This window comes from Ensifer sp. ENS07 (assembly GCF_014852185.1).
Taxonomy (GTDB): Bacteria; Pseudomonadota; Alphaproteobacteria; order Rhizobiales; family Rhizobiaceae; genus Ensifer; species Ensifer adhaerens.
Window position 1 is genome coordinate 218,505 of the sequence record NZ_JACVBE010000006.1, and the last position, 24,687, is coordinate 243,191.

Below are 24,687 nucleotides of genomic sequence, written 5' to 3' on the forward strand. Positions count from 1 at the left end.
CCACGGGGCCGAACTCGAAAAGCGCGTCAAATTGATCTGGGGAAGAAATCCTGTCAGCCGTGCCGCCAGACCTTCACGGCTGACAGCAACAAGATCACGGCGAGTGCGGGAAGGAGGATCGAATTCGGGACAATGCCGAGGAGTAGACCGCCGACAAACGTCCCCACCACCGATCCCGCGGCCATGATGAGGACGAACACCCTGTTGTGACCCAGAACCGAAAAGCTCTGGTCGCGGCTGTAGCGAGTAAAGCCTACCAGCATTGTGGGAATGCTCACCGCCAGTGAGAGGCTACCGGCGAGCTTGATGTCCGCGCCGAAGAGCAGAACCAACGTCGGAATGAGCAACTCGCCCCCGGCGACGCCCAATAGCGACGCAACGATGCCGATCACGAAGCCGGCGGATATACCGGCGACAATCTGCCAGTTTCCGGTCAGAAGCGGTTGACCCGCCGAGGTGCCGTGGCCAAGCACCAGCACGACGGCGATCGCGACAAGAAGAACGGATATCACCCTGTAGAGGGTCTCAGATTTCAACCGTGTGGCCCATCCTGCGCCGAACCAGGCACCGATCAGGCTTCCTGCAAGAAGGTTCAGTACGATCGGCCAATTCGATGCGATCTGACTGAAAGGGATCGTGCCGGCTCGAAACGGCAGGGCGGAAGACACGACGACAAGGCTCATTGCCTTGTTCAGGATCACCGCCTCGAGGGCCGCGAAATTAAATGCGCCGATGAGCAGCGGCAGACGGAATTCTGCCCCTCCAAGCCCTATCAACCCGCCGAGTGCGCCGATGATGGCGCCGCCGCCGAAAGCGGCCGGATGACTGCGTGACGTCGTCGATTTGATCGGAGTGTTCACGGAGGCTCGGCTTTCATGGCGATGATCCGCGGACTCTTATGTACGCTCTTCCATTATCAGGCAACGCGGTCGCGACGCACCGATGAGGCGACAGCGACGAACGCCAGGATCCCAAGCGTACCCAGCGCGGCGATCACGAAAAGCGAGAGGGTTGTCCCGAAGTGGTTCATAGCGGCTGCGAACGCAAACGGGGCGGCCGCGCCAGTCGCCAACCTTGCCGCAGCCATCTTGCCCGTGATCGCGCCATAGCCAGCGGACCCGAAGAGATAGAGGGGCAAGCTCCCCTGAGCGATGCTGTTGATCCCTGACCCAAGACCAAGACAGATGGCGAAAGCCACCGCACCTGGCAGCCAAGCACCTGACACCCCGAGTATTACCGCGCCAGTGACCATGAGAGCGCCAGAGACAATCGCAAGCGCGGGCGGCGACAGGCTCTTTCCGAAGACCATGTTGATCAGGCGGCTCATGACCTGGGCCGGACCAAACAAGGAACCGATCACGACCGCCGCACTGCCAAGTCCGATCGCGCCGAGCATCGGCACCATGTGGGCAAGGATCGCGGCGAGGGTGAAGCCCGAAAGAGAGAAGGCACAGGAGACCAGCAGCATGCCACGGCGACGCGCCTGGGGTTCGAGAGCGCCGACAACGACCTCGCGGGTTCTTGTCTCGTCCGTTTTGGAACTCAGCCTTCCGGCACGCATAATCCAGTAGTGCAGGGGCATGCAGACGATAAGGTTCAGGACGGCGAACACCAGATAGATTTCCCGCCAGGTCAGATATCCGGTCAGCGTCGCGGCGATCGGCCAGAAGATGGTGGAGGCAAAGCCGCCGATGAGTGTCAGATAGGTGATGCTGCGGGACGCGGTGCGAGGTTCGCTTTCGACCAGTGTTGCGAAGGCCGCCTGATACTGGACCATCCCGGAGGACACTTCGAGCAGGACAATCGCAAGGACAAAGAGCGACACAGACGGCGACCATGCACAAAGCACCAGCGTTAACGTCGCAAGGGCCGACCCCAGCGTCATCACCGTTGCCGCACCGATCTTGTCCATGTGCCTGCCGATGAACGGAGCAGACAGGCCGCCGATGAACAGCGAGACCGAGAAGACGGCGAAGACCCGCTCCAGGCTGATGCCAAGGTCTTTGGCCATTCCGGGTGCGAGGATGCTGAAGGAATAGTAGAGAGTGCCGTAGCCGATGATCTGCGTGACACCGAGAGCGGAGACGATGCCCGCCGGAACCTTGATCGTATGCAATGACGTGTTCCTTGACGGGCTATGCTTCGCTTGAACAGCAATTGGCGGATCGCTCGACGGACCCGCGGATGCCGGGATGCCCCGCGCAGCAGTCTTCCATCAGGAAAGTCACCAGATCGGCGAGCGTGTCGTAGCTTGCGTTATAGACGATCGAGCGCGACTCCCGGCGTTGGGAGATGAGGCCTGATCGTTCGAGTTCCTTGAGGTGGAACGAGACGTTTGATGGAGAGACGCCCATGCGTTCGGCAATCGCGCCGGCGGCCAGACCTTCAGGGCCGGCGATGACCAGGGTCCTCACGATGGAAAGTCGGGTTTCCTGTGAAAGCGCGGCGAAGGAGGAGAGGGCTTGACGATCATCCATATTTCAATAATCCTTGAATCATTGAAATTGAGGATAGCCACAAATGAGCGCGATCGACAATAGCCAATCCGACAAAACCGATATCTCGCTTGGGGAGTTGCTCGGCAGAGCCGCAGAGACACCGGACCTGCCCTTGGTCTTCCTGTATGACGGAAAGCCCGTGAAGCCCGGCTATCACGTGACCGAGGTCAAGTCTGGCCAGTTCTCCGCGCTTGATTGCGCGGCAAATCCGGAAGCCTGGTCGGAGATTTTCGTGCAGCTGTGGGACATCGAGGAGGGCGAGCGGACCCATATGACGGCCGGGAAGTTCTCGGCCATCGTCCGCAAGGTTTCCGAACACGTCCGTCTCGACGGCTCCGCAAAGCTGACCTTCGAAGTGAGCGATGGCGTCCGGCCGATGCAGTTGTTCTGCGCGAACGCTCCTGTCGCGGAAGACGGCACTCTCCAGGTCGCGTTGACGCCACGGCCTGCGAGCTGCAAGCCTCGGGACCGCTGGTTGGCCGAGAAAGCCGCTACGGAAGCCTCGTGCTGTAGTTCATCCGCTTCCAAATGCTGTGGCTGAAGTGGGAACCATCCCCAAACGAGATGCCGTCGCCAGCGAGCCGCTCTCAGGGGCGCCCGCCACCACGACAGCCGCAATCAAGTTTTCGTCGATCTCTGGGAGGCTATCTTGAGCGGATCTGACCCCAGGACGGCCCACCTGACGCAAAGGGACAGCGAACCGGCTTTCGCCGAGCCGTGGCATGCTCAGGCTTTCGCGATGGCAAGTTTGTTGGTTGCTTCGGGCGTCATATCAGGAGCGCATTGGTCTGAAACCCTGGGAGCGAAGTTGCGCGAGGCACAGCTCGCCGGGTCGGATGACACCGAGACCTATTATCGTGCCGTGTTGTCTGCACTCGAAAGCCTCCTCGATCAAGCTCGCGCGATTTCCGGCAATGAACTAATCCAGCGGCGAGACGCCTGGGAGCGCGCATATTTGCGGACGCCGCACGGACGGCCCGTCGTGCTGAATGGGGACTTGTGACTAATCGTTTCTGCTTCTAACAAGATGTCCGTCACCAGCTGTCGTACCACAAGGCCAAGAGGTGATCCTATTGGCCAGCACACGACAATTTCGCACGCTTGCCCGAGTGTCGCTTGGTAAACTGATGCGCGATCCATCGCGGAGGCCGCAGAACATAAGTGGGGTATATTGGTTGGGCCCGGCAGGACTCGAGCCTGCAACCAATCGATTTTGAGCCGACCGGCTCAGGCCCCCACGGGAAGGCAGTACTAACGACAGCAGAGCGGTTGATCAACGGCATCAAAGGGATAATGGCGCGCAGGCCTGCAACATCTTTCTCCGCCGGGAACCATGGCTTGGCTCTGCCGCGCGTTGGCCGGGTCCCAGAGGTGGGCGGTGAACTTTAAAAGGGCTTTCCGGCGCCGGCCAAGGCAGGGGGCACCGTTAGCGAGTAGGCACCGGGCCTTGAGGTAGCAAGGAAGCAAGAAACGTATTGTCGCCTATGCCCTCGCTGGCGAGGTTTCAGGGTCGCTACGTCATCGCGTTCCGGGACGACGGCCGTTGGTTACTTCCGGACCATATTTAATCTCTTGGTGACGTTGGCGTCTTGTAAAATTCCGTAAAGTACGTATTTTACGGAAAAATGGAGATGCATGATGACATCCACCGTCACCGCTGCTGCGGTCTCCAAGAACTTTGGAGCCTACCAGGACGCAGCCGTGCGCGAGCCGTTGATTATCACCAAGAACGGCCGACCGCGCACGGTTTTGATCGCCTATGAGGACTATCTTCGCTTGATGCGGCGCGAGCGCCGAGTCGAACTGACGAGCGCGTTGGAAGCGGACGACCTCGCCGCAGTCGAAACATCCACGATGGATCCTGGACTTGACCATCTCAATGCCGAATTGACGAAGGACAAGAATGCTGCCGACTGAGCCAAAGGTCGGCTGGGTCTTCCGGTATTCCTATCTTTGGCACTGGCAGCATTTGGAGGGACGAGAAGAGGGTGACAAGGATCGCCCGGCGCTCGTTCTTGCCATCGTTGCCACCTTGGAAGATGGAACGCCGGTGGTCCGCGTCCTTCCGATCACGCATACCCCGCCCTCCGATCCAGCCGAGGCAGTCGAGATCCCGCCGGCGACAAAACGTCGTTTGGGACTGGATGACGAACGCTCCTGGATTGTCTTGACGGAAAGCAACCGTTTTGCCTGGCCAGGGCCGGACGTCCGGCCGCTCGACACGGATAGCGGCTACCACGGCCCGTTGCCTCCGGCCCTGTTCGAAGAGGTGAAGCGTCGCTTTGTCGGGCTGGCGCGCAGCCAAAGACATCAGGCGACCCCGCGTAGCTCCTAAACGCGATTAGTTCCGGCGGTTTCTGCAAAATGGCGCATCGCGTGGCGTTCCGGAAAAGACGGGAACCCATTCCGGCATCATGCGGTTCGCCAGCATCTTGCGCTGGGATATTGATGCCGTAGAAAAATGCATCGAACTTCCGTGAAGCAACGGTCAAGCCGAAGGGCAGATCAACCCTGTACAAAGGCTTGTTGCGCGTATGTTCACGCTCGGGAGGGCCAAAATGATCGCATGATGTATCGTCGGGAACCGGCTATGCCGGTTGCTTCGGAGCGGATGCTAACGCTTCGATCAGCCTCCGTTCCGGTGAAGTAAGAGCCGTCAAAGTCGCCGGGGTGGCCGCGTCAAGGTTCCAGTTCTTCTGGGCCGTTGTAACCAGAAAAACCACGATGGTGTCGTCGGAAATACCCAACTCGTCGAGCGTGTCGAGGATCACCCCGAATCGCCAGCGAGTCTAACCGGGGCGCGCGCTTGCGAGGATCGCCTGGGCAAGCGTCTCGGCGGCACGCGAGGGCTTGTTGCGGGGATGGGCGATGTGGAACATGTCCTCGAACGTCATGCGCTCGGGGGCAAGCAGCCGCAGGCGACCGTTGCGTACCCATTCGTCGGCGTAGTGGTCGGGCAAGAAGCCGATATAGGCGCCGGAGAGGAGCAATAGCAGCGTGCCCTCCATGTGCGGCGTGGCCGCCGCCCATTGGAAGTTTACCCCACAGATCGTCTCGGTAAGCATGTAAGTGCGACCAGCAAAGGACTGCGCTTCCAGAACTGCATCGGTGAGCGCATCGTCGGGCAGGTCAAATAGCGGGTGACCCTGCGCGCAATAGAGTTTCTGCACCTCGGAAAAAACGGGCTGCGTGCGCAAATGCGGCGTCGCGCTGCCGACCGTCGGCATCAGCACGATCTGATAACCACCATTCAGAAGGCCCTGATGCAGCACCTGCGGCGCGGCGACGTCGATCTCCAGATGCACACGCGGCGCCTGTCGGTGGAAGGCGGCGAGCGCCCCCTGGAGATCGAGATCCCGGTTGGTGATCATCGCGTCGACAGTGCCGAAGGTCAGGCTGCCGGTCAGTTCCCCTTGCGCCTCGCCGACACGGCTCTGGAACTTTTCCAGCGAGCCGAAAAGATCCAGCGTCGCCTCATAAACGAGGCGTCCCTCGTCGGTCAGAAGGAAACCGCTGCGCCCGCGGCTGCAGAGGCGTAAGCCCAGCCGCTCCTCAAGGTGGCGCATATGGGTGGAGATGGTCGCCTGCGTCATCCCGAGTGATGATTGCGCGGCGGAAAACCCCCCATGCTGCACGACGGAGGCAAAGACACGCAACAATCTCAACTCTGCATCGCCGAGCGACAGATTGAGGATGCGATGGCGAACCTTGTTGATCATTCATTGATTAACTCACAACTAAACATCCAATCATAGATATTTTTAAGCGTATCGACCTTCCACACACTCCCTTCATCCTGAGGAGGAGAGACATGGCGGGTAATTCCTATGAAACCGGGCGGCTGAACCTGCCGTTCGTCGGCATCTGCACCTTCGGCAAATATCCCTACCAACCGGACTGGGATGCGATCGATGCGGATGTGGCGATCCTCGGCGCGCCGTTTGACTGCGGCACGCAATGGCGCGCCGGCACCCGCTTCGGGCCGCGGGCCATCCGCGAGGCATCGACGCTGTTTTCCTTCGGCCATGGGGGCGCCTACGATCACGAGGACGACGTCACCTACCTGCCGAGCGACAAGGTTTCGATCGTCGATATCGGTGACGCCGACATCGTCCACACCGACACGATGAAGAGCCATGCCAACATCGAATTCGGCGTGCGAAAGATCCTGGCCGCCGGCGCGCTTCCGGTGGTGCTCGGCGGTGACCATTCGGTCAACATCCCCTGCATCAACGCGTTTGAAGACGACTGTGCTGAACACGGCCCGATCCATATCGTTCAGATCGACGCGCATCTCGACTTCGTCGACGAGCGGCACGGGGTTCGCTACGGCCACGGCAATCCCATGCGCCGGGCCGCCGAGAAGCCCTATGTCTCCGGGCTCTCGCAGTTCGGCATCCGCAACGTTTCCTCGACGGCCAAGGAAGGCTACGAGGATGCGCGGTCAATGGGCTCGGATATCCTGTCCGTGCGCCAGATCCGCGCGCTCGGCACGGAGAAGGTTGCTTCGCGCGTGCCGGCCGGAGCCCGCTACTACGTCACGATCGATATCGACGGGTTCGATCCTTCGATTGCGCCGGGCACCGGCACGCCGTCCCATGGCGGCTTCATCTATTACGAGGTGCTGGAGATCCTCTCGATACTCGCCAGGCGCGGCACCATCGTCGGCATCGACCTGGTCGAGGTTGCGCCGGATTACGACCACTCAGGCTCGACCTCGATCCTCGCCGCCCAGGTGCTGATGAACCTCATCGGCCGCGTCATGCACGCCAAGAGAGGCTGAGACCATGGGTCGTATCGCTTACGATTTTTCCGGCGAACACGTGCTGGTGACGGGCGCCAGCCGCGGCATCGGCCGCGCGGTCGCGGAGGGTTTCGCCGCCGCCGGGGCAGAGGTCACAATTCTTTCCTCCGGCCGTGGAATTCACGAGGCCGCCCGCGAGATGTCTGAACGCTTCGGCCGCAGGATCGCGGCGCTCGAATGCGATATCACCGACAGTGCTGCCGTTAAGGCGACACTCGCGCCGCTTGGTCGCATCGATGTGCTCGTCAACAATGCCGGGCTCGAGCGCATTACGCCGGTGACCGACGAAGACGATAGCGTAGAAGACACGTTCCGACGCATCACCGATATCAACACCAACGGCACCTTTTATGTGACCCGCCATGCGCTGCCTCACATGCGCGAGGGGGGCCGCATCGTCGTTACCGCGTCGATCTGGAGCCGTGTCGCGGTGCCGGAGTTCTCCGCCTATATCGCCTCCAAGCACGCCAATCTTGGTTTCACCCGGGTGATGGCCAAGGAACTTGGGGGACGAGGCATTCGCGTCAATGCCGTCTGCCCCGGCTGGGTTCGCACCGAGGCGGCGATGCTCTCGCTGAAGAACATGTCGCTGCGCACCGGGCGCAGCGAGGAGGACCTGCTGGACGAGATCGTGGGAGCCCAGGTTCTGCCGGGCCTCCTGGAGCCGGAAGACCTCGCTGCACCCTATCTCTTCCTCGCTTCCGATGGCGCAAGGGACATGACGGGCCAAGCGCTGATGCTCGACCGCGGCGAGGTGATGGCATGAGTGCGCGCGTTCTTGTCACCGGCGCCTATCGCGGTATTGGGGCTGCTTGCGCCCTGGCGTTCGCAGCGACAGGAGCTCGGGTTGCGCTTGCCGATATTCGCAAACCGGACGAGACGGCGATTTCGGCCGTACAGGCAGGGGCTACGGAAACCCTGACGCTTGCCTGCGATGTCTCAGACGAAGGTTCGGTCGCCGCCATCGGCGAGGTGGTGCAACGGACGTTCGGCGGACTGGATATCGTCGTCCACTGCGCCGGCGTCATTCATGAAGCGCCCTTGCTTGAAACGCCCGTTGCGGATTTCGACCGGGTCATCGCCATCAACCTGCGTGGCAGCTTCCTCGTCGGCAAGATGGCATTGGGGCTGATGGGGGGAACGGCTGAGGAGCCCGCGCGGCTGATCATGATTGCCTCCGACATGGCCTATTACGGCCGCGAGACCTTTTCGCCCTATGTCGCGTCCAAGCACGGCGTGCTCGGTCTGGTGCGTTCCTGGGCAAAGGAATTTGCGCCGCGCGTGCTGGTCAATGCGATCTGCCCCGGTCCGATCGATACCGAGATGCTTGGGGCGGCGAACATGAGCGCCGAATGGCGTGCCAGGGAACTGGCGATACCGCTTGCGCGCTTCGGCAAGCCCGAGGAGATCGCCGAACTCGCACGGTTTCTCGCCGGCTCTGGCGGGCGCTACTTCACCGGCCAGGGGATCGGCAGCAACGGCGGGAGCATCATGCCATGATCGCCAATCCCATTCCCTGGCCGAACGGCGCCAAATGCGCCGCCTCCATCACCTTCGACATGGATGCCGACAGCCTCGTCCATATCGCCCATCCAAAGGATGGCCACAGCCGCGTATCGGCGATCTCGATGCTGCAATACGGGCCGAAGGTCGCGATCCCGCGCATTGTCGAGAGTTATCGGCAACTGGGCATCAAGCAGACCTTCTTCGTGCCGGCCTGGTGCATCGAGCGATATCCGCAGGCGATCGAGGCCATTCTGGAAGGCGGCCACGAGCTGGCGCATCACGGCTTCCTGCACGAGCACCCCCGCGAACTTTCGGACGAGCAAGAGGCGCACTGGCTCGACCGCGGCATCGAGGTGATCGTGAAGGCGAGCGGCAAGCGACCGCGTGGCTGGCGGGCGCCGCTTTACAACTTTTCCCACCGGTCCGCTGACCTCCTGGTGTCGCGGGGCTTTGCCTACGACGCCTCGTTGATGGGTGACGACATTCCCTATCTGCTTGAATGCGACGCCGGCACCCTCGTCGAGCTGCCGTCGCACTGGGGCCTCGACGATTGGCCGCAATATGTCCAGTCGATGGACCTCGACTACATGATGCCAATCCGCGCGCCGGAGCAGGGCTTTGCCGCCTTTTCGCAGGAGTTCGAGGCGGCCTATCGCCACGGCGCGCTCTGGGTGCCGGTCGTGCATCCCTTTGCCACCGGCCGGCTTGCCCGCTGGGAGGTGGTGCATCGCTTCCTCGAACAGGTTCTCACGCGCGGTGACGTCTGGTTCGCGCCGATGGAGGAGATTGCCGCCCATGTGCGGCGTGTTGTCGAAAACGGCAGCTGGTCGCCGAGGATTGACCGACTGCCCTTCTATTCCGAGCCCGTCACGGTTCGGTAGCCGGCAGCGGGTTTATCCGCTTCCGAAGATCGGCGGCTGATGGAGCCGCAATGGACTTCGCGGAAAGACGCCAGAAGGCGCGACGCGAAAAGGGGAACGACGATGGAAAACAACGATATCGCCTGGCAGAGCGAACTGGCGCGGCGCGCCCGCATCTATGAAGATATCGAGGCAGGCGACCGCTTCGAGGGCACGATGACTGTGCTCGACTACACCGGCATGACGGTATTGACGCTCCTGCTGGTCGTCGGCTTCTGGCTCTGGGGGGCTTGAGATGACCGATCATGTCGCACTCGAACATATCTCCACTTTGAAGACGGAACAGGAAGAGGCCGCCCGCAATCGTGCTGCCGCCGAGCGCGGCGATGCGCCCCTCTTGCCGTCTGAACGGCTCTGGGGCTTCTGGGAGTTCACCTATGCCAATTCGGCACTGGCGATTGCCACCTGGGCCTTTCTGATCGGCGGCTCTGTCGGCCTCTTCGTCGGGCCGAAGGAGGGTATCGCCGCCATTATCATCGGCAACATCGTCGGCGTCGTGCTGACGGCGCTCGCCACCACCACCATGACCGGCCGCTACGGCGTCGAGCAGTTCGTGGCGCTGCGCAGCCAATTTGGTTACAACGGCAGCCGCGTCGTCTATGTGCTCGCCGTCGTCATTCTCACCATGGGGTGGCTTGCGGTTCTCGCGATGATGTTCGGTCGCTCGATCGACGGGCTGATGGCGCTGAGCGCCGGTGAGGCCGCCAATCCGACGGGCGCGAAGATGATCATCGCCGCAATCGGCGCAATCCTGCTCACCTGGTTCATCGTCGCCAAGGGGCCGACCTCGATCAAGTTCTTCAACATGGTCGTGTCGCCGGCGCTGGTCCTCTTGATGGTGGCGATGCTCTACCTCATCCTCAGCCATCATTCGATCGGCGAGCTTCTGGCCTTGCCGGCCCTTGCGCCGCCTTTCGAGGACAAGACGCTGAACTTCATCGTCGCGGTCGAGGTCAATCTGGCAGCCGGCTTCTCCTGGTGGCCTTATATCGGCAATCTGGCGCGGCTGACGAAGAACGAGCGCACCGCCTTCTGGCCCAATGTTCTCGGTATCTTCGGGGCGGCGGCACTCGGCGAAATTGTCGGCCTGCTTGCAGCAGTCGCACTCGGCGAAAGCGATCCGACGATCTGGATGACGAAGATCGCCGGTCCGATGATCGGCATCGTCGCGCTGCTTTTCGTCGCCTTCGCCAACATGACCTCGATGGCAAACATCCTCTACACGTCGATCGTTGGCCTCAGGCAGGTCGGAACCGCATCGGTTCGCGCCATTTCCTGGGGCGCGATCCTGTTCCTCTTCTGCCTCATCCCGTTCGGGCTCGTGGTCTTCTACCCGCAGATGTATGACGGCTTCTTCATCTTCCTCGTCTGGACTTCGGCGCTGAATTCCGCGCTCGCCGGGATCGGGATCGCAGACTACTTCTTCCTGCGTGGCCAGAAGCTCGACATGCGCAGCCTGCACGGACCGCAGGAAAACGGACCCTATCGGTTCTGGGCGGGCTTCAACCCCATCGGGCTCTTTGCCCTTGCGGTCGGCTTCATCGTCTATGTCGCCGTCTTCAATCCGCAGACGCTGGCAAGCCTGCCGGCCTTCAAATACCTGACCGCCTCCGTGCCGTCCTGCCTTGCCGCAGGCGCTACCCACTACGTGCTCACGCGGCTTTTTGCCCGTGGCCGTGGTTGGGGCCAATACCCGTAACGCCTGGAGAAGACCGCCATGAGCGACACCTACGACTACATCATCATCGGCGCAGGATCGGCCGGCTGCGTGCTCGCCAACCGCCTTTCGGAGGACCCGTCGACCAGGGTGCTGGTTCTTGAATTCGGCGGCAGCGACAAGTCGATCTTCATCCAGATGCCGACGGCGCTTTCGATGCCGATGAACGGAACGAAGTACAATTGGAAATACATGACCCTGCCGGAGCCCGGTCTCGACGGCCGGCGCGTGCATTGCCCGCGCGGCAAGGTCATCGGCGGCTCGTCCTCGATCAACGGGCTCGTCTACATGCGCGGCCACGCCAGCGACTTCGACGAGTGGGAGGAACTGGGTGCGCGAGGCTGGCGCTACGCCAACTGCCTGCCCTATTTCCAGCGCGCCGAAAGCTGGCAGGACGGAGGCGACAGCTATCGCGGCGCCTCCGGGCCTCTTGCGACCAATGCCGGCAACGGGATGAAGAACCCGCTCTATGGCGCCTTCGTCGATGCCGGCCGCGAGGCGGGTTACATCACCACAGACGACCCGAACGGGCACATGCAGGAGGGCTTCGGCCCGATGCACATGACAGTCAAGGACGGGGTGCGCTGGTCGACGGCCAACGCCTATCTGAAGCCGGCGATGGAGAGGCCGAACCTCACGGTCATCACCCATGCGATGACGCGGCGCGTGCTTGTCGAAGGCAAGCGCGCCGTTGGCGTCGAGTACGAGCTCGGCGGCGAGCGTCATGTCGCGCGCGCCAACCGCGAGGTGCTGATTTCCTCCGGACCGATCGGATCGCCGCACCTGTTGCAGCGCTCCGGTATCGGGCCAGCCGCCGTGCTGCAGAAGGCCGGTGTTCCCGTGCTGCACGATCTGCCAGGGGTCGGCGAGAACCTGCAGGATCATTCCGAGGTCTACATCCAGTATGCCTGCAAGGAGCCGATCACGCTCAACGGCAAGATGGGGCTCTTCAGCAAGGCTTTGATCGGGGCCGAATGGCTCTTGTTCAAGAAGGGGCTTTCGGTCTCCAACCACTTCGAAAGCGGCGGCTTCATTCGCTCCGACGCGTCGCTGCAATGGCCGGACATCCAGTTCCACTTCCTGCCGGCCGCCATGCGCTACGACGGCAAGAAGCCGCTCGACGGCCACGGTTTCATGGTGCTGACTGGTCCGAACAAGCCGAAGAGCCGCGGCTATGTCCGGCTACGCTCTCCGGAAGCCCATGAGCAACCGGATATCCTTTTCAATTATCTCGACCGCGAGGAGGACCGCGAGGGCTTCCGCCGCTGCCTGCGGCTGACGCGCGAAATCATCGCCCAGCCGGCCTTCGATCGCTTCCGCGGCGAGGAAATGGCGCCCGGCAAGGATGTTCGAAGCAACGACGAGATCGACGCCTGGGTGCGCGAGACAATGGAAAGCACTTACCACCCTTGCGGCTCCTGCCGTATGGGTGAGGACGGAATGGCAGTCGTCGACAGCGAGCTCAAGGTCCGCGGTATCAACGGGCTGAGGGTGATCGACAGTTCCGTCTTTCCGTCAGAGCCCAACGCCAACCTCAATGCGCCGACGATCATGCTGGCGGAACGCGCCTCCGACATGGTGCGCGGCAAGCCACTGCTTGCGGCTTCCAACGCCGCAGTCGGCGTCGCCCCCGGCGTTGGCGTCACCCAGCGCAGTGGAAAGCCGCTTCGCGCCGTCCGGCAATAATGATCCTTGGAAAGGGCGGTGCGTCATGTTGCGCGGTATCGGTTACGTGGTTGCCCGGCGGCTTCGCGGCGATGACGAGGACCCGGAGGATTGGGCCATGGCGGTCGAAAGGCTCCTCAACCGCCTGATCGCCCGATGCGGCCTTGCGATCGGGCGATCGCATCGGCCAGCCGGAAAAGAAGAGGCCTCATTCGATCCGTCGGAACGCCGGCATAGCCCAAAATGAGCGCAGCCGGCTGAGGTGTCGCGATCGTGTAGTCGGACAGGGGATAGCATTGCAGTCCGGCATCGAGCACGGCGCGGTGGGAGGCCTGGTCTTCCCGGCTGCCCTCCAGCCAGGCGAGTGCATTGAGCCCGCTTTCGGAGCAGTCGATGCGGGCAAGTCCGGCAAGCGCATCCCGCCCGGCTAACATGAAAGCCTCGCGGCGCTCGGCGTAAAGGCCGCGCATCCGGCGCAGATGGCTGGCAAAGTGACCGCCGCCGATAAACTCGGCGAGTGCGAGCTGGGTTTCCACCGGGACGCTGCGGTGGATCAGCCCCGAGAGCGTGCGAAATGTCCCGACGAGTTGGGGTGGCAGGACGAGAAAGCCGACGCGGATGCCCGGATAGAGCGCCTTACTAAAACTGCCCGCGTAGATCACCCGGTCGTCGCTGTCGATGGAGCGCATCGAAGGCAAAGGCGCGCCGTCGTAGCGGAATTCGCTGTCGTAGTCATCCTCGATGATCCAGGCGTCGCTCGCGCGCGCCCATTCGAGCAGGGCAAGCCGGCGTGGCAGCGATAGGGTGATGCCGAGCGGGTGGTGGCGCGACGGCATCACGAAGGCGAGGCGCGCGTCGGGATAGCGAGCCATCGCAGCCTCGACATCCATGCCGTCTGCATCGACATCGGCCGGACACAGCCGCAGCCCAAGCGTGCGAAACAGGTTGCTGGTGGTCACCGGCCCCGGATCTTCGAACCAGATCCCGTCGCCAGGATCGGCAAGCGCCAAAGCCGAAAGCGTGAAGGCGGCGTGCCCCCCGGGCGTGATGACGATCTGATCGGGATCGCAAGGGTCGCGCCGGTGCAGGGCCAGATATTCGGCGATCCTCTGGCGAAGCACCAGTTCGCCCGCGACGTCGCCATAGCCCATGGCCACGGCCTTGCCGCCGCGCGTCACGGCGTTCCAGCATTTCCTCCACACAGCGAAGGGAAACCGGTCGAGCGCCGGACGGTTGGGGAGGAAAGGCCTGTCTTCCATTTGGCCGATATCGGCCGACATCCGGCATGACAAGTCGCCAATTCGCGATAGCCGCGGCGGGGCGCGGTCGGCGACATCGTGGCGGGTGGGCCTCGACAGCGGCTTTGCCGGTTGGCGCGGCAAGGCGGCCGAGACGAAAGTACCGGCACCCTGTCGTGCCTCCAGATAGCCCTCCGCCTTCAAGTTATCGAGCACCCGCACCAGCGTCTGGCGCGACAGGCCCAACTCCTCGGCAAGGATTCGGCTTGCAGGGAGCCGTGTTCCGGCGCGCAGGTGCCCTTTCAGGATCGCCATGCGCAATTGGTCCTGCACCTGGCGGAATTTCGGCAGGGCGACTGTCGCGTCGAGGCGAAGGAAAGGCAGGATTGGCCCTTCAAGCTGTTTGACCACCGGTGCGCCTCCAAAAATTGGTACAGTAGAATGCACCATAATGGACGTTTCTTCGTCGTCCAATTGTTACATCCTGTCCCTACACGAAAACGCACCGATGCAGCCCTTCGCAGGACGCAGACAAGGTGCGGGGGAACCGGGAAAGGCGGCGGTGCCGACGACCGGATGCAAGGACAAAAAGCAGCCATCGCCCACGATCCGTCGTCGACGGTCAACAGGAGGAATTCATGAACAAGCTTCTATCGCGTGCAACCAGCCACGCCTTCGTCTCCACACTCGCCCTGGCGGCGGCCCTGCCGGGTCTTGCCCAGGCTGAGGCATCGCAAGAGCTGGTCGCTGCCGCAACGAAGGAAGGCATGTTGACCGTCATTGCGCTTCCGCACGACTGGTGCAACTACGGAGACGTCATTGCCGGCTTCAAGGCGAAGTATCCGGGCATCGAGGTCAACGAACTGAACCCCGACGCCGGTACCGCCGACGAGCTCGAAGCCATCCGCGCGAACAAGGGCAACACGGGTTCGCAGGCGCCTGACGTCGTCGATCTTGGCCTGGCTTTTGCGCCGGCTGCCGCCAAGGAGGGCCTCCTTCAACCCTACAAGGTGGCGACTTGGGACGAAATTCCTCAAAACATCAAGGACGAGCAAGGCTATTGGTACGGCGACTACTACGGCGTCATGGCCTTCGGTGTGAACAAGGATCTGCTTGATACTGTACCGGCCGACTGGTCGGATCTGTCGAAGTCGGAGTACTCCGGGGCTGTCGCACTCACCGGCGATCCACGGTCTTCGGCACAGGCCATCCTGGCGCTGATGTCGGCAGGCATCTCGCGGGGCGCCAAGCCTGGAACGGAATCGGGCGGCAAGGGCCTGGAGCTCTTTGCGGAACTGAACAAATCCGGCAATTTCGTGCCTGTGCTCGGCAAGGCCGGCACGATCGCGCAGGGGCAGACCCCGATCGTCGCCGCCTGGGACTACAATCTGTTGGCCTGGCGTGACGCGTTGAAGGGCAACCCGCCGATGGACGTCGTCGTACCGGCAAGCGGTGTCGTCGCCGGGGTCTATGTTCAGGCAATCTCGGCCTACGCGCCACACCCGAACGCCGCCAAGCTCTGGATGGAATATCTCTATTCCGACGAAGGCCAGACCGGTTGGCTGAAGGGCTACTGCCACCCGGCGCGCTTCAATGCCATGTTGAAGGCCGGCAAGTTCCCGCAGGAGCTGCTCGACAAGCTGCCGCCTGCCGAAGCCTATGAAAAGGCGATCTTCCCGACGGTCGACGAGCTTTCCGCCAACAAGACGGCGATCGTCGAGGGTTGGGACAAGGTGGTCGGCGCCAACGTGAAGTAATCCTCCGCTTGAGAGAGAGGCTTCACTGGTCGTGACGCCTCTCGCCCCCTTTGGCGCAATTTTCCCAGGGACAAATCCGATGACGACAAGCGTCGCATCCCTGCCGGCCGTCTTCCGGCCACGACAGGTTCTCAGCTGGTTCGGGGTCGCCCCCTTCTTCGTCTTCGCCACGCTGTTCCTCATCCTGCCCACGCTCAACATCGTGCTCGGCGCGTTCCGCAACGCTGAGGGACAGATGACGCTGGAGAACCTCGGCAAGCTTCTTGCGCCATCCATACGATCGGCCTTCTGGATCTCGATCGAGCTCAGTCTGCTGACAGCGGCGCTCGGGTGTCTGTTCGGCTTCCTCATTGCCGCTGCCATCACGCTCGGCGGCCTTCCGCGCCCCCTTCGCAACGCCATCCTGACCTTCTCAGGCGTCGCTTCGAATTTTGCCGGCGTGCCGCTCGCCTTCGCCTTCATCGCAACCCTCGGCCGCCTTGGTTTCGTGACGATGCTGCTGCGCCACTGGTTCGGCATCAATCTTTATGGCGCCGGCTTCAACATTGTCTCCTTCCTCGGACTGGCGCTTACCTACCTCTATTTTCAGATCCCGCTGATGGTGCTGATCATCACGCCGGCACTCGAGGGGCTGCGCCGCGAATGGCGAGAGGCCGCCGAAAGTCTCGGCGCCAACGGTTTTCAGTACTGGCGCCTGGTGGCGTTGCCAGTGCTCTGGCCCTCGCTTCTCGGCACGCTGGCTTTGCTTTTCGCCAATGCCTTTGGAGCGGTTGCGACCGCCATTGCGCTGACCGGCTCATCGCTCTCGATCGCGCCGATCGTCCTGTTCGCCCAGATCCGCGGTGACGTGCTCAATGATCCGCACCTGGGTTATGCGATCGCCTTTGCCATGATCCTTCTCACCGCCATTGCCAACGCAATCTATATCCTCCTGCGCATGCGCGCGGAAAGGTGGGTCAAATGAGGGAACGGCGTCTCTGGTCCTGGCTCGCCGTCGCTTTGGGCGGGCTCTATTTCCTGCTTCCGCTCGTCGGCATGGTTGACTTCTCCATGCGCATGCAGCGCGATGGCTACAGCTTCGAAGCTTACCGCGTCGTGCTGGCCGATCCGCAGTTCCAGCAAACCTTCGGCTACTCCGTCGTTCTGGCCTTGCTCACGATCGTTCTTGGAATCCTGCTCATCGTGCCGACGGCCTATTTTGTCCGGCTGCGGTTTCCCGGGTTGCGCCCGGTCGTCGAGTTCCTGACGCTGCTGCCACTGGTCATTCCGCCGATCGTCATCGTCTTCGGCTACATCCGCATCTACAACACATCCTCGGTCCTGCCGCTCACAGGAAGCTGGTGGGGTACCAATCTCCTCCTTCTGTTCGGCTATGCGACACTGTCGCTGCCCTACATGTATCGCTCCGTCGACACGGGTCTGCGCACCATCGACGTCGGCAGCCTGACGGAGGCGGCCCAGAGCCTGGGGTCCGGCTGGACGCGGATCCTTGCCGTCGTCATCCTGCCAAACGTCTTTGTCTCGGTGCTATCCGGCGCCTTCCTGACCTTCGCGATCGTCATCGGCGAATATGTCTTTGCCGCCTTGCTCAACGTCGGCTCGTTCGGCCCTTACATGGTCTGGATGGGGGGAAACCGCGCCTACGAACCCTCGGCGCTCGCCGTTGTCGCTTTCGCCATCACCTGGGCCTGTATGGCGCTGATCCAGCTTGTCACCCGTTTCTCCAAATTCTCCACCGTGAGGCGTTGACCATGGCTTTCCTAGATATCCAGCACCTGGAAAAATCCTTTGGCCCGACCCGTGTTGTCAAGGATTTCAACCTCGACATCGAAAAAGGAGAGTTCGTCTCCTTCCTCGGCCCGTCTGGCTGCGGCAAGACCACGGTTTTGCGCATGGTCGCCGGCTTCGAGGCACCGACATCAGGCGCGATCCGCATCGACGGACGGGAGGTGACGGGGCTTGCCGCCAACCGGCGCAATATCGGCATGGTGTTCCAGTCCTATGCACTTTTCCCAAATTTGACGGTGGCGGAAAACATAGGCTTCGGCCTCAAGGTCGCGGGTGAGGGCAAGGCGGCCATTGCACGGCGCGTCGGTAAAATGCTGGATCTGATTGGCCTGCCTCAACTCGGGGGGCGCTATCCCTTCCAGCTCTCCGGCGGCCAGCAGCAGCGTGTGGCGCTTGCGCGCGCCCTGGCGCCGCGCCCGCAAGTGCTGCTGCTCGATGAGCCGCTATCGGCTCTGGATGCGAAGGTCCGCATTAGCCTGCGTGACGAGATCCGTCGGATCCAGCGCGATCTCGGCATCACCGCCATTTTCGTGACGCATGACCAGGAGGAGGCGCTGTCCATTTCGGATCGCGTCGTGGTCATGCACCAGGGCGTCGCCGACCAGGTCGGCACGCCGTTCGAGATCTACAACCGGCCGGCGACGCGCTTCGTTGCGCAATTCGTCGGTACGCTCAATCTTCTCGACGCCGACGTGTTGGATGCGACCACCGGCAAGGTGCGGCTTGGTGGTGTACCGGTGGCGCTGGACCAGCCGCTTGAAGGTCGGCCCGGCGAGCGCATCAGCCTGGCGATGCGTCCAGAATCGGTCGAACTGGGGCGCGGCGACTGCGATCGCGTCGTCCTTTCCGGCGAAATTGCAGCAGTGCATTTTCTCGGTTCAGTGATCCGCATCAAAGTGGCGGTCGCGGGCCAGTTCGTTTCGCTCGATACGTTCAACCAGCCCGACAGGCCGCCGCCCTCGGTTGGCACCACCGTAGAGGTCAGCCTGCCGCATCGCGATCTTCTGGTGCTTGCCGCCTGATGTTCCCTCAGCTTTGAAGTTGCCTGTGAAGGAGCCGGCTCTTTGACCGAAACGACGTTTGACGATCTGTCGTCGCCGGACTGGCGCGCGAAAATAGCCACCCTTTCCGGCCCGGCCCGCGCCCGGCTGGCGGAGCGGGCGCGCAACGCGCCGCTGTTTGCGCACGCCTATGCCTTTCATCTCAACATGCGTTTTGGCGGAGTGACACCGCTGCAGCTTGCCGAATTCGCCTATGAGCAGCGGCTCGTCGGCCTCAAGGTCCATGTCGAGGACGGCGAGGCAGCCAGTCTCGCCGGTATGTCAGACGCAGCGCTTTCTGATTATGGTGCCGCAGTCGAGCAGTTCGGACTGGAGCTCCATATCGAGACCAGCACGACGCAGGAGACAGGTCTCTCCGATGCGGTACGTATCGCGCTTGCCACTGGCGCGACGTCGCTGCGTTGCTATCCGCGCTACGAGGGACGCGTCTCGGAAATTGTCTCACAAACGATTGCTGATCTGCGACGACTGGAGACCTTCGATCCCGAGGGGCGGCTTCGCTACACGCTCGAACAGCACGAGGACCTGAAGTCGGAGGAGCTGATCGGCATCGTAAAGGCGGTCGCCAATCCGCGCCTCGGCCTGCTGTTCGACTTCGGCAACATGATCAATGCCTATGAGCTACCGTTGCCGGCGCTTGCCGCACAGGCACCCTATGTGACCGAAGTGCATGTCAAAGACTGCCTCGTCCAGCAAGATCGCGACGGCTGGGCGCACCTCGCCTGTCAAACAGGCACCGGCCATCTGCCGCTGCATGCGATGTTCGTGGACCTGCTTCTGCTTGGCCAGGACCGTCCGCAGGTCTTAAGCTTTGGGCTCGAGGAAGAGGAGGGCTATTTCGCGCCCGCCCTGCGCTTCCCCTCGGAGGAAAGCGACCCGTTCATCGCGGCTCGCTCCGCGAGTTTCACGGACATCGGGACCACCGACCTTGGCGCGCGGCTGCGCCAAGAGGCCATCGCCGCTCATCGGCAGCTCGAAACCGTAAGAACCATGCTCAATCAGATTGCTGCCGAAGCTTTGAGGATCGAACGATGAACCATGAGCCTGACTGCCCACCGCCCTACCTGGCACTTGCGCACGCCATGGCCGATGCCGCTGCCAGCGTCATCCGTCCGCACTTCCGCAAGCGTGTTGTCGTCGACGCCAAGGCAGACTCCAGCCCCGTCACCATTGCCGACCGCGACGCCGAGGTCACGATGCGGCGGATGATCGAAGCGCAGTATCCCAACCACGGGATCAGGGGCGAAGAATTCGGCGCATGCCGAACGGATGCCGAATGGGTGTGGGTGCTCGACCCGATCGACGGCACGAAGTCCTTCATCTCCGGCTCGCTCGCCTTCGGCACGCAGATTGCATTGCTCCATCGCGGCAAACCTGTCCTCGGCATGATCAATCAGCCGATCACCGGCGAACGATGGTTCGGCATAGGCTCCTCCGCGACCCTTAATGAGGAGCCGATCCGCACCAGCGAAAAGACCACGCTCGGCGAGGCGATCCTCTACACCTCGGCCCTTGAGCAGTTCGACCGCGCGCGCCATGAGCGCTTCGACGCCTTGACTGCCAAGGTACGCTTCACCCGCATATCTCATGATTGCTACGCGGCCGGGCTGCTGGCGCTGGGCGGCATCGACCTACTCGTCGAAAGCAATGTTTTCGACTACGACATCCTGCCACAGATGCCCATTATTCTGGCTGCAGGCGGCATCGTGACCGATTGGGATGGGCAGCCTCTTGCGGATGCGACACGGTACGACACCGTGCTGATGGCTGCAAACGCCGATCTCCATCGGGCCGCCGTGGAGATCCTTTGCCGGCCAGGATGAAATCCAGACGAACGGGCCATTTATCAATTGCCTGGACGTCGCGCGCTCGGCTTCTGGCAACACCCATCCTCGACGATCATTGTCGCGAACGAAGCGCAGTTAGTCAGAACTCGACGTTGCCGTAGCCGTACTCGCCTCGGTTCCGAATGTTCCGATCCGCCCGGTTCCAGCGCGGTGCGTTGTCATCGCATCGTACTTTCGCGTACCTTGAGCTCGAAGCCGAGGTCAACGATTGGCGATGCGACCGGCCGGCCGGCCAGTCGATCAAGCACCATCTGTACAGCCTGTCGGCCGATTTCATAGCGCGGCGTGCGGATGCTGGTGAGCGACGGATAGGCGACGTGCATCATGTCGAGGTCGTTGAAGCCGCAAATTGCCATGCGGTGCGGCACGGCGATGCCTGCCCTTTGGCACTCAAACAGCACGCCCATGGCCAAGTCGTCATTGTTGCAAAAGACAGCATCAATATCGGCAACCTTTGCCAATGCGTCGGCCAGGAGCTGCCCGCCGAGCGAGACGCGCGACGGCGTCAACGTGGTGGTCACCAGCTTGGGATCAAAGAGCTGTGCGGCCTCGAGCGCCGAGCGGTAGCCGGCGAGGCGGCGCTGCGAGCGTGGATCCATTCGGGCGCCGATGAAGCCTATCCGGCGGTATCCCGCCTCGATCAGATGATTGGTGGCCACCTTGCCGCCATCGAAGTGGGAGAAGCCGACCAGCATATCGACCGGATCCTCGCCATATTCCATGATCTGTACGATGGGGCAATCCGCGCTCTCGAGCAGTTTGCGGGTCGTTTCGGTCTGGTCGATACCGGACACGATCAACGCAGATGGCCGCTGGCCCAAAAACATCCGGATCAGCCGTTCCTCTTCCCGTGGAGAGTAGTGGGTGTTGCCCATCTGGATCTGCAGCGGGCCGTCGCCGAGCCCGTCATAGATGCCTCGAAGGGTGTCGGCGAAGACGATGTTCGTCAGCGACGGCACGAGAACGCCGATCACATCGGCTCGCGCGGACGCGAGCGCGCGAGCATTGGGATCGGGCGCATAGCCAAGCTGGATCACCGCCGTATCGATCTCGGCGCGCAGTTCGGCCGAAACGAGCGATGGGTCACGCAGCGCGCGCGAGACGGTGATCGCCGCGACGCCGGCCAGTTTGGCGACGTCGGCGATCGTCGGCCTGCCACTGCCGCGCCGGCTTGACTTGCGGCCCTGGTCTTTGGAGACTATGTCGTCCGTCACGTCGATCCCTGCCGGTTGCGCGCGCGCAAGGTCTCCACATCGGTGTTGCCGACATACCAGTTCCTTGCGTCGACCTCATCGAAGACGACGGAAATCTCACGCTCGGCAAGCCCGGTCGCTTCCGCAATCGCGGTTACGACCTTGCTTCCGATCGCAGCTTTCTTGACCGAAGGATCGTCGCCGAGGACCTCTCGCACGATGGTGATCCGCACGAACGGCATGATTGACCTCCTGCCTCAGTAGAGACGTGCGCCGTTGACCATCAGCCGAACGGCATAAAGCGAACTGGTCGCGCAGATGTAGAGGATGTTTCGCTTCGGCCCGCCGAACACGCAGTTGGCGGTGTTTTCAGGCACTCTGACCTTGCCGAGCAGAGTGCCGTCCGGGTGATAGCAGTGGATGCCGTCGCGGGCACTTGTCCAGATCCGGCCCTCGTCATCCAGACGGAAGCCGTCAAACAGCCCGGCGGTGCAATCGGCAAAGACCTCGCCGCCCGACACGGAGCCCGCTTCATCAACATTAAAGACACGCATATGCGCTGGAAGGTCAGGGCCGTGCGTCCGGCCGGTGTCGACGACGTAGAGCCGTCTTTCGTCAAGGGTGAAGGCAAGGCCGTTCGGCCGCACCATGTCTTTAATGGCCGCAGTGACCGCGCCCGTCGCCGGGTCGACGCGATAGACATGGCAGGCGCCGATTTCGCTTTCGGCCTTGTGGCCTTCGTAATCGCTCTCGATGCCGTAGGCAGGATCGGTAAACCAGACCGACCCGTCGGACCGCACGACGACATCGTTCGGTGAGTTGAGCCGCTTGCCGTTCCAGCGATCGGCGATGGTTGTGATGCTGCCGTCATGGTTCGTGCGGGTCACGCGGCGGCCGCCGTGCTCGCAGGTCACCAGGCGGCCTTGCCGGTCGGTGGTGTTGCCGTTTGAAAAGTTCGACGGCTGCCGGAAGACGCTCACATGCCCATCGGTTTCGTCATAGCGCAGCATCCGGTCGTTGGGGATGTCCGACCAGACGAGATAGCGCCCGGCGGCGAAATAGGCCGGCCCCTCGGCCCAGCGACACCCCGTATAAAGCTGCTCCACGCGGGCGCTGTGGTTGACCAGCCGGGCAAAGCGCGGGTCTACGATCTCGAAATCCTCGGCCATGGGGTCCCTCATGCGGCAAAGAACGCATTCTTGAGCGTCGCGATATGATAGCGCTATCATTGCGGAAGGGAATAGGCTTCCTTCGAAGACGTCGAAATCACGCCGATTTTGATCTTAAACCGGTGATATTCGGTTCTCAGTAATCCGCAAATGTTACTTTACAATCGCATGTGGTAGCGCTACCTAATTAAGAGACAGCGGTGTTTTCGGGAGGAGACCAGAGCGCCTCGTCAATGGTGAACGCAGGCATCCAGCGTGCCGGTGCCGCAGGAGTTCGTGCCGCTCGAGGGTGAGTTCATCCCCGGGCTGGAGAACAAACAAGTGGCGCGCCAATGGGAGGAAATGTCGATGGTGAAGTCACTCGCTGGCGGCATCGTTGCCGCCACTGCCTTTTTCATGCTGGGATCTGCTGCCTATGCAGATCCGGAAATCGTTTCAGGGCCTGCAGCCGAGCCGGAATGTTTCGCGCCGTGGTCGGCGGACACGAAATTCTTCAAGTTCCCGAAAAAGGACGGCCCGTATCGCATCGCACTTGCCAACGGCTACATCGCCAACACCTGGCGTATCCAGATGGTGCAGACCGCCAAGGCCTATGCCGCTCAACCCGACGTCGCAGCCAAACTGAAGGAGTTCAAGGTCGTTTCGACGGGCGAGGATGTGCCGGCCCAGATCTCGGCGATCAACAACTTCATCGACTCCGGCTATGACGCGATCGTCGTCAATGCCCAGAATCCGACGGCGTTTGCGCCGGTCATCAAGCGGGCGAAGGAAGCTGGCGTGGTGCTGGTCGCCTTCGACAACATCCTCGACACCGAGGACGCCATCAACGTCAACGTCGACCAGAAGGGGCTCGGGCAATTGTGGGGCGACTGGCTCGTCAAACATCTGCCTGATGGCGGCAAGGTGCTTGAGGTGCGCGGTGTCGCCGGCACGTCTGTCGATACCGACAGGCACGACGGCATCCATGAGAAGCTCCAGGCGTCGGGCAAGAAGTTCGAGGTCGTCGAGGTCATGGGCAAATGGGACGACGGCGTCGCCCAGAAGGTGACTGCGGACGCAATCGCAACCAGCGGCCCCTTCGACGGCATTACCGGTCAGGGCGGCGACACCGGCATCGTTCAGGCGATGATCGATGCAAAGCACCCCTTCGTGCCTTTCGGCGGCGAAACCGAAAACGGATTTCGCAAGTTCTGTGCGGCACATGCCGCCGACGGCCTGAAATGCTCGTCGGCTGGAACCGGACCCGCGCAAGTGGCCGTCGCCATCAAGACGGCGATTGCCGCGCTCGAGGGTCAGGTGGTGCCGCAGTCGGTCAAATTGCCCTTGGCCATCGTCGAAGATCCGAACTTCAAGGAAGGCCAGGATTATTTCCAGGCGGAGTCCGACAATTTCTTCGTCGGCAATTCGTTCCCCACCTGCGGGATCAATTTCTCCGCCCAGGAGATCATGAAGCAGAGCAAGGATAACCAGTAGTTCGATCAGGATCAGGGCACCGCACAGTTGTGCAGTGCCCTGTCGTCAACA

Annotated in this window: 27 protein-coding genes and 1 tRNA gene; 18 read left to right on the top strand and 10 right to left on the bottom strand. The window is 62.1% G+C overall.

Features of this window, described 5'->3' with window-relative positions; genetic code table 11:
- Positions 1 to 53: 53 nt before the first annotated feature.
- The 3 genes from IB277_RS20365 to IB277_RS20375 are packed head-to-tail and all read right to left on the bottom strand — an operon-like array spanning position 54 to position 2,477.
- Positions 54 to 860 carry a sulfite exporter TauE/SafE family protein gene (locus IB277_RS20365; protein WP_371813632.1) on the bottom strand — a complete coding sequence of 269 codons (807 nt, stop codon included), beginning with the start codon at positions 858 to 860 and terminating at the stop codon, positions 54 to 56.
- Between the two features lie 56 nt (positions 861 to 916).
- Complete coding sequence (arsK, locus tag IB277_RS20370) at positions 917 to 2,116, bottom strand: arsenite efflux MFS transporter ArsK (protein ID WP_113295015.1); 1,200 nt, start codon at positions 2,114 to 2,116, stop codon at positions 917 to 919.
- A 19-nt stretch (positions 2,117 to 2,135) separates the two neighbouring features.
- Positions 2,136 to 2,477, bottom strand: a complete 342-nt coding sequence (locus IB277_RS20375; RefSeq protein WP_192371489.1) for a helix-turn-helix transcriptional regulator — start codon at positions 2,475 to 2,477, stop codon at positions 2,136 to 2,138.
- A 43-nt stretch (positions 2,478 to 2,520) separates the two neighbouring features.
- On the opposite strand from IB277_RS20375, the gene IB277_RS20380 reads away from it, so the two are divergent.
- On the top strand, positions 2,521 to 3,039 hold the full coding sequence (locus IB277_RS20380; RefSeq protein ID WP_192371490.1) for a DUF6428 family protein: 519 nt from the start codon (positions 2,521 to 2,523) through the stop codon (positions 3,037 to 3,039).
- Between the two features lie 108 nt (positions 3,040 to 3,147).
- Positions 3,148 to 3,501, top strand: a complete 354-nt coding sequence (locus IB277_RS20385; protein ID WP_210339625.1) for a nitrile hydratase accessory protein — start codon at positions 3,148 to 3,150, stop codon at positions 3,499 to 3,501.
- Between the two features lie 173 nt (positions 3,502 to 3,674).
- Here the strand turns inward: IB277_RS20385 and IB277_RS20390 are convergent.
- A tRNA-Leu gene (locus tag IB277_RS20390) sits at positions 3,675 to 3,740 on the bottom strand.
- A gap of 396 nt (positions 3,741 to 4,136) precedes the next feature.
- Here IB277_RS20390 and IB277_RS20395 point away from each other — a divergent pair.
- Both IB277_RS20395 and IB277_RS20400 read left to right on the top strand, forming a co-directional pair.
- Entirely contained in the window at positions 4,137 to 4,415 is a 279-nt protein-coding gene (locus tag IB277_RS20395; protein WP_113295021.1) for a type II toxin-antitoxin system Phd/YefM family antitoxin, read from the top strand.
- Positions 4,402 to 4,833, top strand: a complete 432-nt coding sequence (locus IB277_RS20400) for a hypothetical protein (RefSeq protein ID WP_060520843.1) — start codon at positions 4,402 to 4,404, stop codon at positions 4,831 to 4,833. The genes IB277_RS20395 and IB277_RS20400 overlap by 14 nt, the downstream gene beginning before the upstream one ends.
- Before the next feature lie 253 nt (positions 4,834 to 5,086).
- On the opposite strand, the gene IB277_RS20405 is transcribed toward IB277_RS20400, so the two are convergent.
- Together IB277_RS20405 and IB277_RS20410 are read right to left on the bottom strand one after the other, a co-directional pair.
- Positions 5,087 to 5,269 (bottom strand): hypothetical protein, encoded by a 183-nt coding sequence (locus IB277_RS20405; protein WP_113295017.1) that lies wholly within the window; start codon positions 5,267 to 5,269, stop codon positions 5,087 to 5,089.
- Between the two features lie 18 nt (positions 5,270 to 5,287).
- A complete protein-coding gene (locus IB277_RS20410; RefSeq protein ID WP_060520839.1) occupies positions 5,288 to 6,217 on the bottom strand; it encodes a LysR family transcriptional regulator in 930 nt (309 codons plus the stop codon).
- A gap of 92 nt (positions 6,218 to 6,309) precedes the next feature.
- Here IB277_RS20410 and speB point away from each other — a divergent pair, with 92 nt between their 5' ends.
- The 7 genes from speB (at position 6,310) to betA (ending at position 13,131) form a co-directional block, all read left to right on the top strand.
- Complete coding sequence (gene speB / locus IB277_RS20415) at positions 6,310 to 7,281, top strand: agmatinase (RefSeq protein WP_060582008.1); 972 nt, start codon at positions 6,310 to 6,312, stop codon at positions 7,279 to 7,281.
- 4 nt (positions 7,282 to 7,285) lie between these two features.
- On the top strand, positions 7,286 to 8,068 hold the full coding sequence (locus IB277_RS20420) for an SDR family NAD(P)-dependent oxidoreductase (protein WP_192371491.1): 783 nt from the start codon (positions 7,286 to 7,288) through the stop codon (positions 8,066 to 8,068).
- On the top strand, positions 8,065 to 8,802 hold the full coding sequence (locus IB277_RS20425) for an SDR family NAD(P)-dependent oxidoreductase (RefSeq protein ID WP_112772678.1): 738 nt from the start codon (positions 8,065 to 8,067) through the stop codon (positions 8,800 to 8,802). Before IB277_RS20420 ends, IB277_RS20425 begins: the two co-directional genes overlap by 4 nt.
- Positions 8,799 to 9,689 (top strand): polysaccharide deacetylase, encoded by an 891-nt coding sequence (locus IB277_RS20430; protein WP_192371492.1) that lies wholly within the window; start codon positions 8,799 to 8,801, stop codon positions 9,687 to 9,689. The genes IB277_RS20425 and IB277_RS20430 overlap by 4 nt, the downstream gene beginning before the upstream one ends.
- A gap of 102 nt (positions 9,690 to 9,791) precedes the next feature.
- Complete coding sequence (locus tag IB277_RS20435; RefSeq protein ID WP_090297727.1) at positions 9,792 to 9,962, top strand: hypothetical protein; 171 nt, start codon at positions 9,792 to 9,794, stop codon at positions 9,960 to 9,962.
- Position 9,963: 1 nt separating this feature from the next.
- Positions 9,964 to 11,427, top strand: a complete 1,464-nt coding sequence (locus tag IB277_RS20440) for a cytosine permease (RefSeq protein WP_060582004.1) — start codon at positions 9,964 to 9,966, stop codon at positions 11,425 to 11,427.
- An 18-nt stretch (positions 11,428 to 11,445) separates the two neighbouring features.
- The gene (betA, locus tag IB277_RS20445; RefSeq protein ID WP_192371493.1) at positions 11,446 to 13,131 is read left to right on the top strand and encodes a choline dehydrogenase; all 1,686 of its coding nucleotides are present in this window, start codon (positions 11,446 to 11,448) and stop codon (positions 13,129 to 13,131) included.
- Between the two features lie 116 nt (positions 13,132 to 13,247).
- Here the strand turns inward: betA and IB277_RS20450 are convergent, their stop codons facing one another.
- Positions 13,248 to 14,759 carry a PLP-dependent aminotransferase family protein gene (locus IB277_RS20450; RefSeq protein WP_192371494.1) on the bottom strand — a complete coding sequence of 504 codons (1,512 nt, stop codon included), beginning with the start codon at positions 14,757 to 14,759 and terminating at the stop codon, positions 13,248 to 13,250.
- A 227-nt stretch (positions 14,760 to 14,986) separates the two neighbouring features.
- Here IB277_RS20450 and IB277_RS20455 point away from each other — a divergent pair, with 227 nt between their 5' ends.
- From IB277_RS20455 to IB277_RS20480, 6 genes are all read left to right on the top strand, one after another.
- Complete coding sequence (locus IB277_RS20455; RefSeq protein WP_192371495.1) at positions 14,987 to 16,105, top strand: ABC transporter substrate-binding protein; 1,119 nt, start codon at positions 14,987 to 14,989, stop codon at positions 16,103 to 16,105.
- A 79-nt stretch (positions 16,106 to 16,184) separates the two neighbouring features.
- Positions 16,185 to 17,069 carry an ABC transporter permease subunit gene (locus tag IB277_RS20460; RefSeq protein WP_060520830.1) on the top strand — a complete coding sequence of 295 codons (885 nt, stop codon included), beginning with the start codon at positions 16,185 to 16,187 and terminating at the stop codon, positions 17,067 to 17,069.
- On the top strand, positions 17,066 to 17,854 hold the full coding sequence (locus tag IB277_RS20465) for an ABC transporter permease (RefSeq protein WP_060605011.1): 789 nt from the start codon (positions 17,066 to 17,068) through the stop codon (positions 17,852 to 17,854). Before IB277_RS20460 ends, IB277_RS20465 begins: the two co-directional genes overlap by 4 nt.
- Before the next feature lie 2 nt (positions 17,855 to 17,856).
- A complete protein-coding gene (locus tag IB277_RS20470; protein ID WP_192371496.1) occupies positions 17,857 to 18,915 on the top strand; it encodes an ABC transporter ATP-binding protein in 1,059 nt (352 codons plus the stop codon).
- A gap of 42 nt (positions 18,916 to 18,957) precedes the next feature.
- Positions 18,958 to 19,989 carry a sugar phosphate isomerase/epimerase gene (locus IB277_RS20475; protein ID WP_112975458.1) on the top strand — a complete coding sequence of 344 codons (1,032 nt, stop codon included), beginning with the start codon at positions 18,958 to 18,960 and terminating at the stop codon, positions 19,987 to 19,989.
- The gene (locus IB277_RS20480; RefSeq protein ID WP_192371497.1) at positions 19,986 to 20,777 is read left to right on the top strand and encodes an inositol monophosphatase family protein; all 792 of its coding nucleotides are present in this window, start codon (positions 19,986 to 19,988) and stop codon (positions 20,775 to 20,777) included. Before IB277_RS20475 ends, IB277_RS20480 begins: the two co-directional genes overlap by 4 nt.
- A 182-nt stretch (positions 20,778 to 20,959) precedes the next feature.
- On the opposite strand, the gene IB277_RS20485 is transcribed toward IB277_RS20480, so the two are convergent.
- Genes IB277_RS20485 through IB277_RS20495 form a run of 3 tightly spaced genes read right to left on the bottom strand, consistent with a single transcriptional unit; the run spans position 20,960 to position 23,163 of the window.
- Positions 20,960 to 22,015: a LacI family DNA-binding transcriptional regulator gene (locus IB277_RS20485; RefSeq protein ID WP_371813633.1), complete on the bottom strand. Its 1,056-nt coding sequence runs from the start codon at positions 22,013 to 22,015 to the stop codon at positions 20,960 to 20,962.
- Complete coding sequence (locus tag IB277_RS20490) at positions 22,012 to 22,236, bottom strand: tautomerase family protein (RefSeq protein ID WP_112975460.1); 225 nt, start codon at positions 22,234 to 22,236, stop codon at positions 22,012 to 22,014. The genes IB277_RS20485 and IB277_RS20490 overlap by 4 nt, the downstream gene beginning before the upstream one ends.
- 15 nt (positions 22,237 to 22,251) lie before the next feature.
- Positions 22,252 to 23,163: an SMP-30/gluconolactonase/LRE family protein gene (locus tag IB277_RS20495; protein ID WP_192371498.1), complete on the bottom strand. Its 912-nt coding sequence runs from the start codon at positions 23,161 to 23,163 to the stop codon at positions 22,252 to 22,254.
- A 348-nt stretch (positions 23,164 to 23,511) separates the two neighbouring features.
- Here IB277_RS20495 and IB277_RS20500 point away from each other — a divergent pair, with 348 nt between their 5' ends.
- Positions 23,512 to 24,636 (top strand): sugar ABC transporter substrate-binding protein, encoded by a 1,125-nt coding sequence (locus tag IB277_RS20500; protein ID WP_034798635.1) that lies wholly within the window; start codon positions 23,512 to 23,514, stop codon positions 24,634 to 24,636.
- The last annotated feature ends 51 nt before the right edge of the window (positions 24,637 to 24,687 follow it).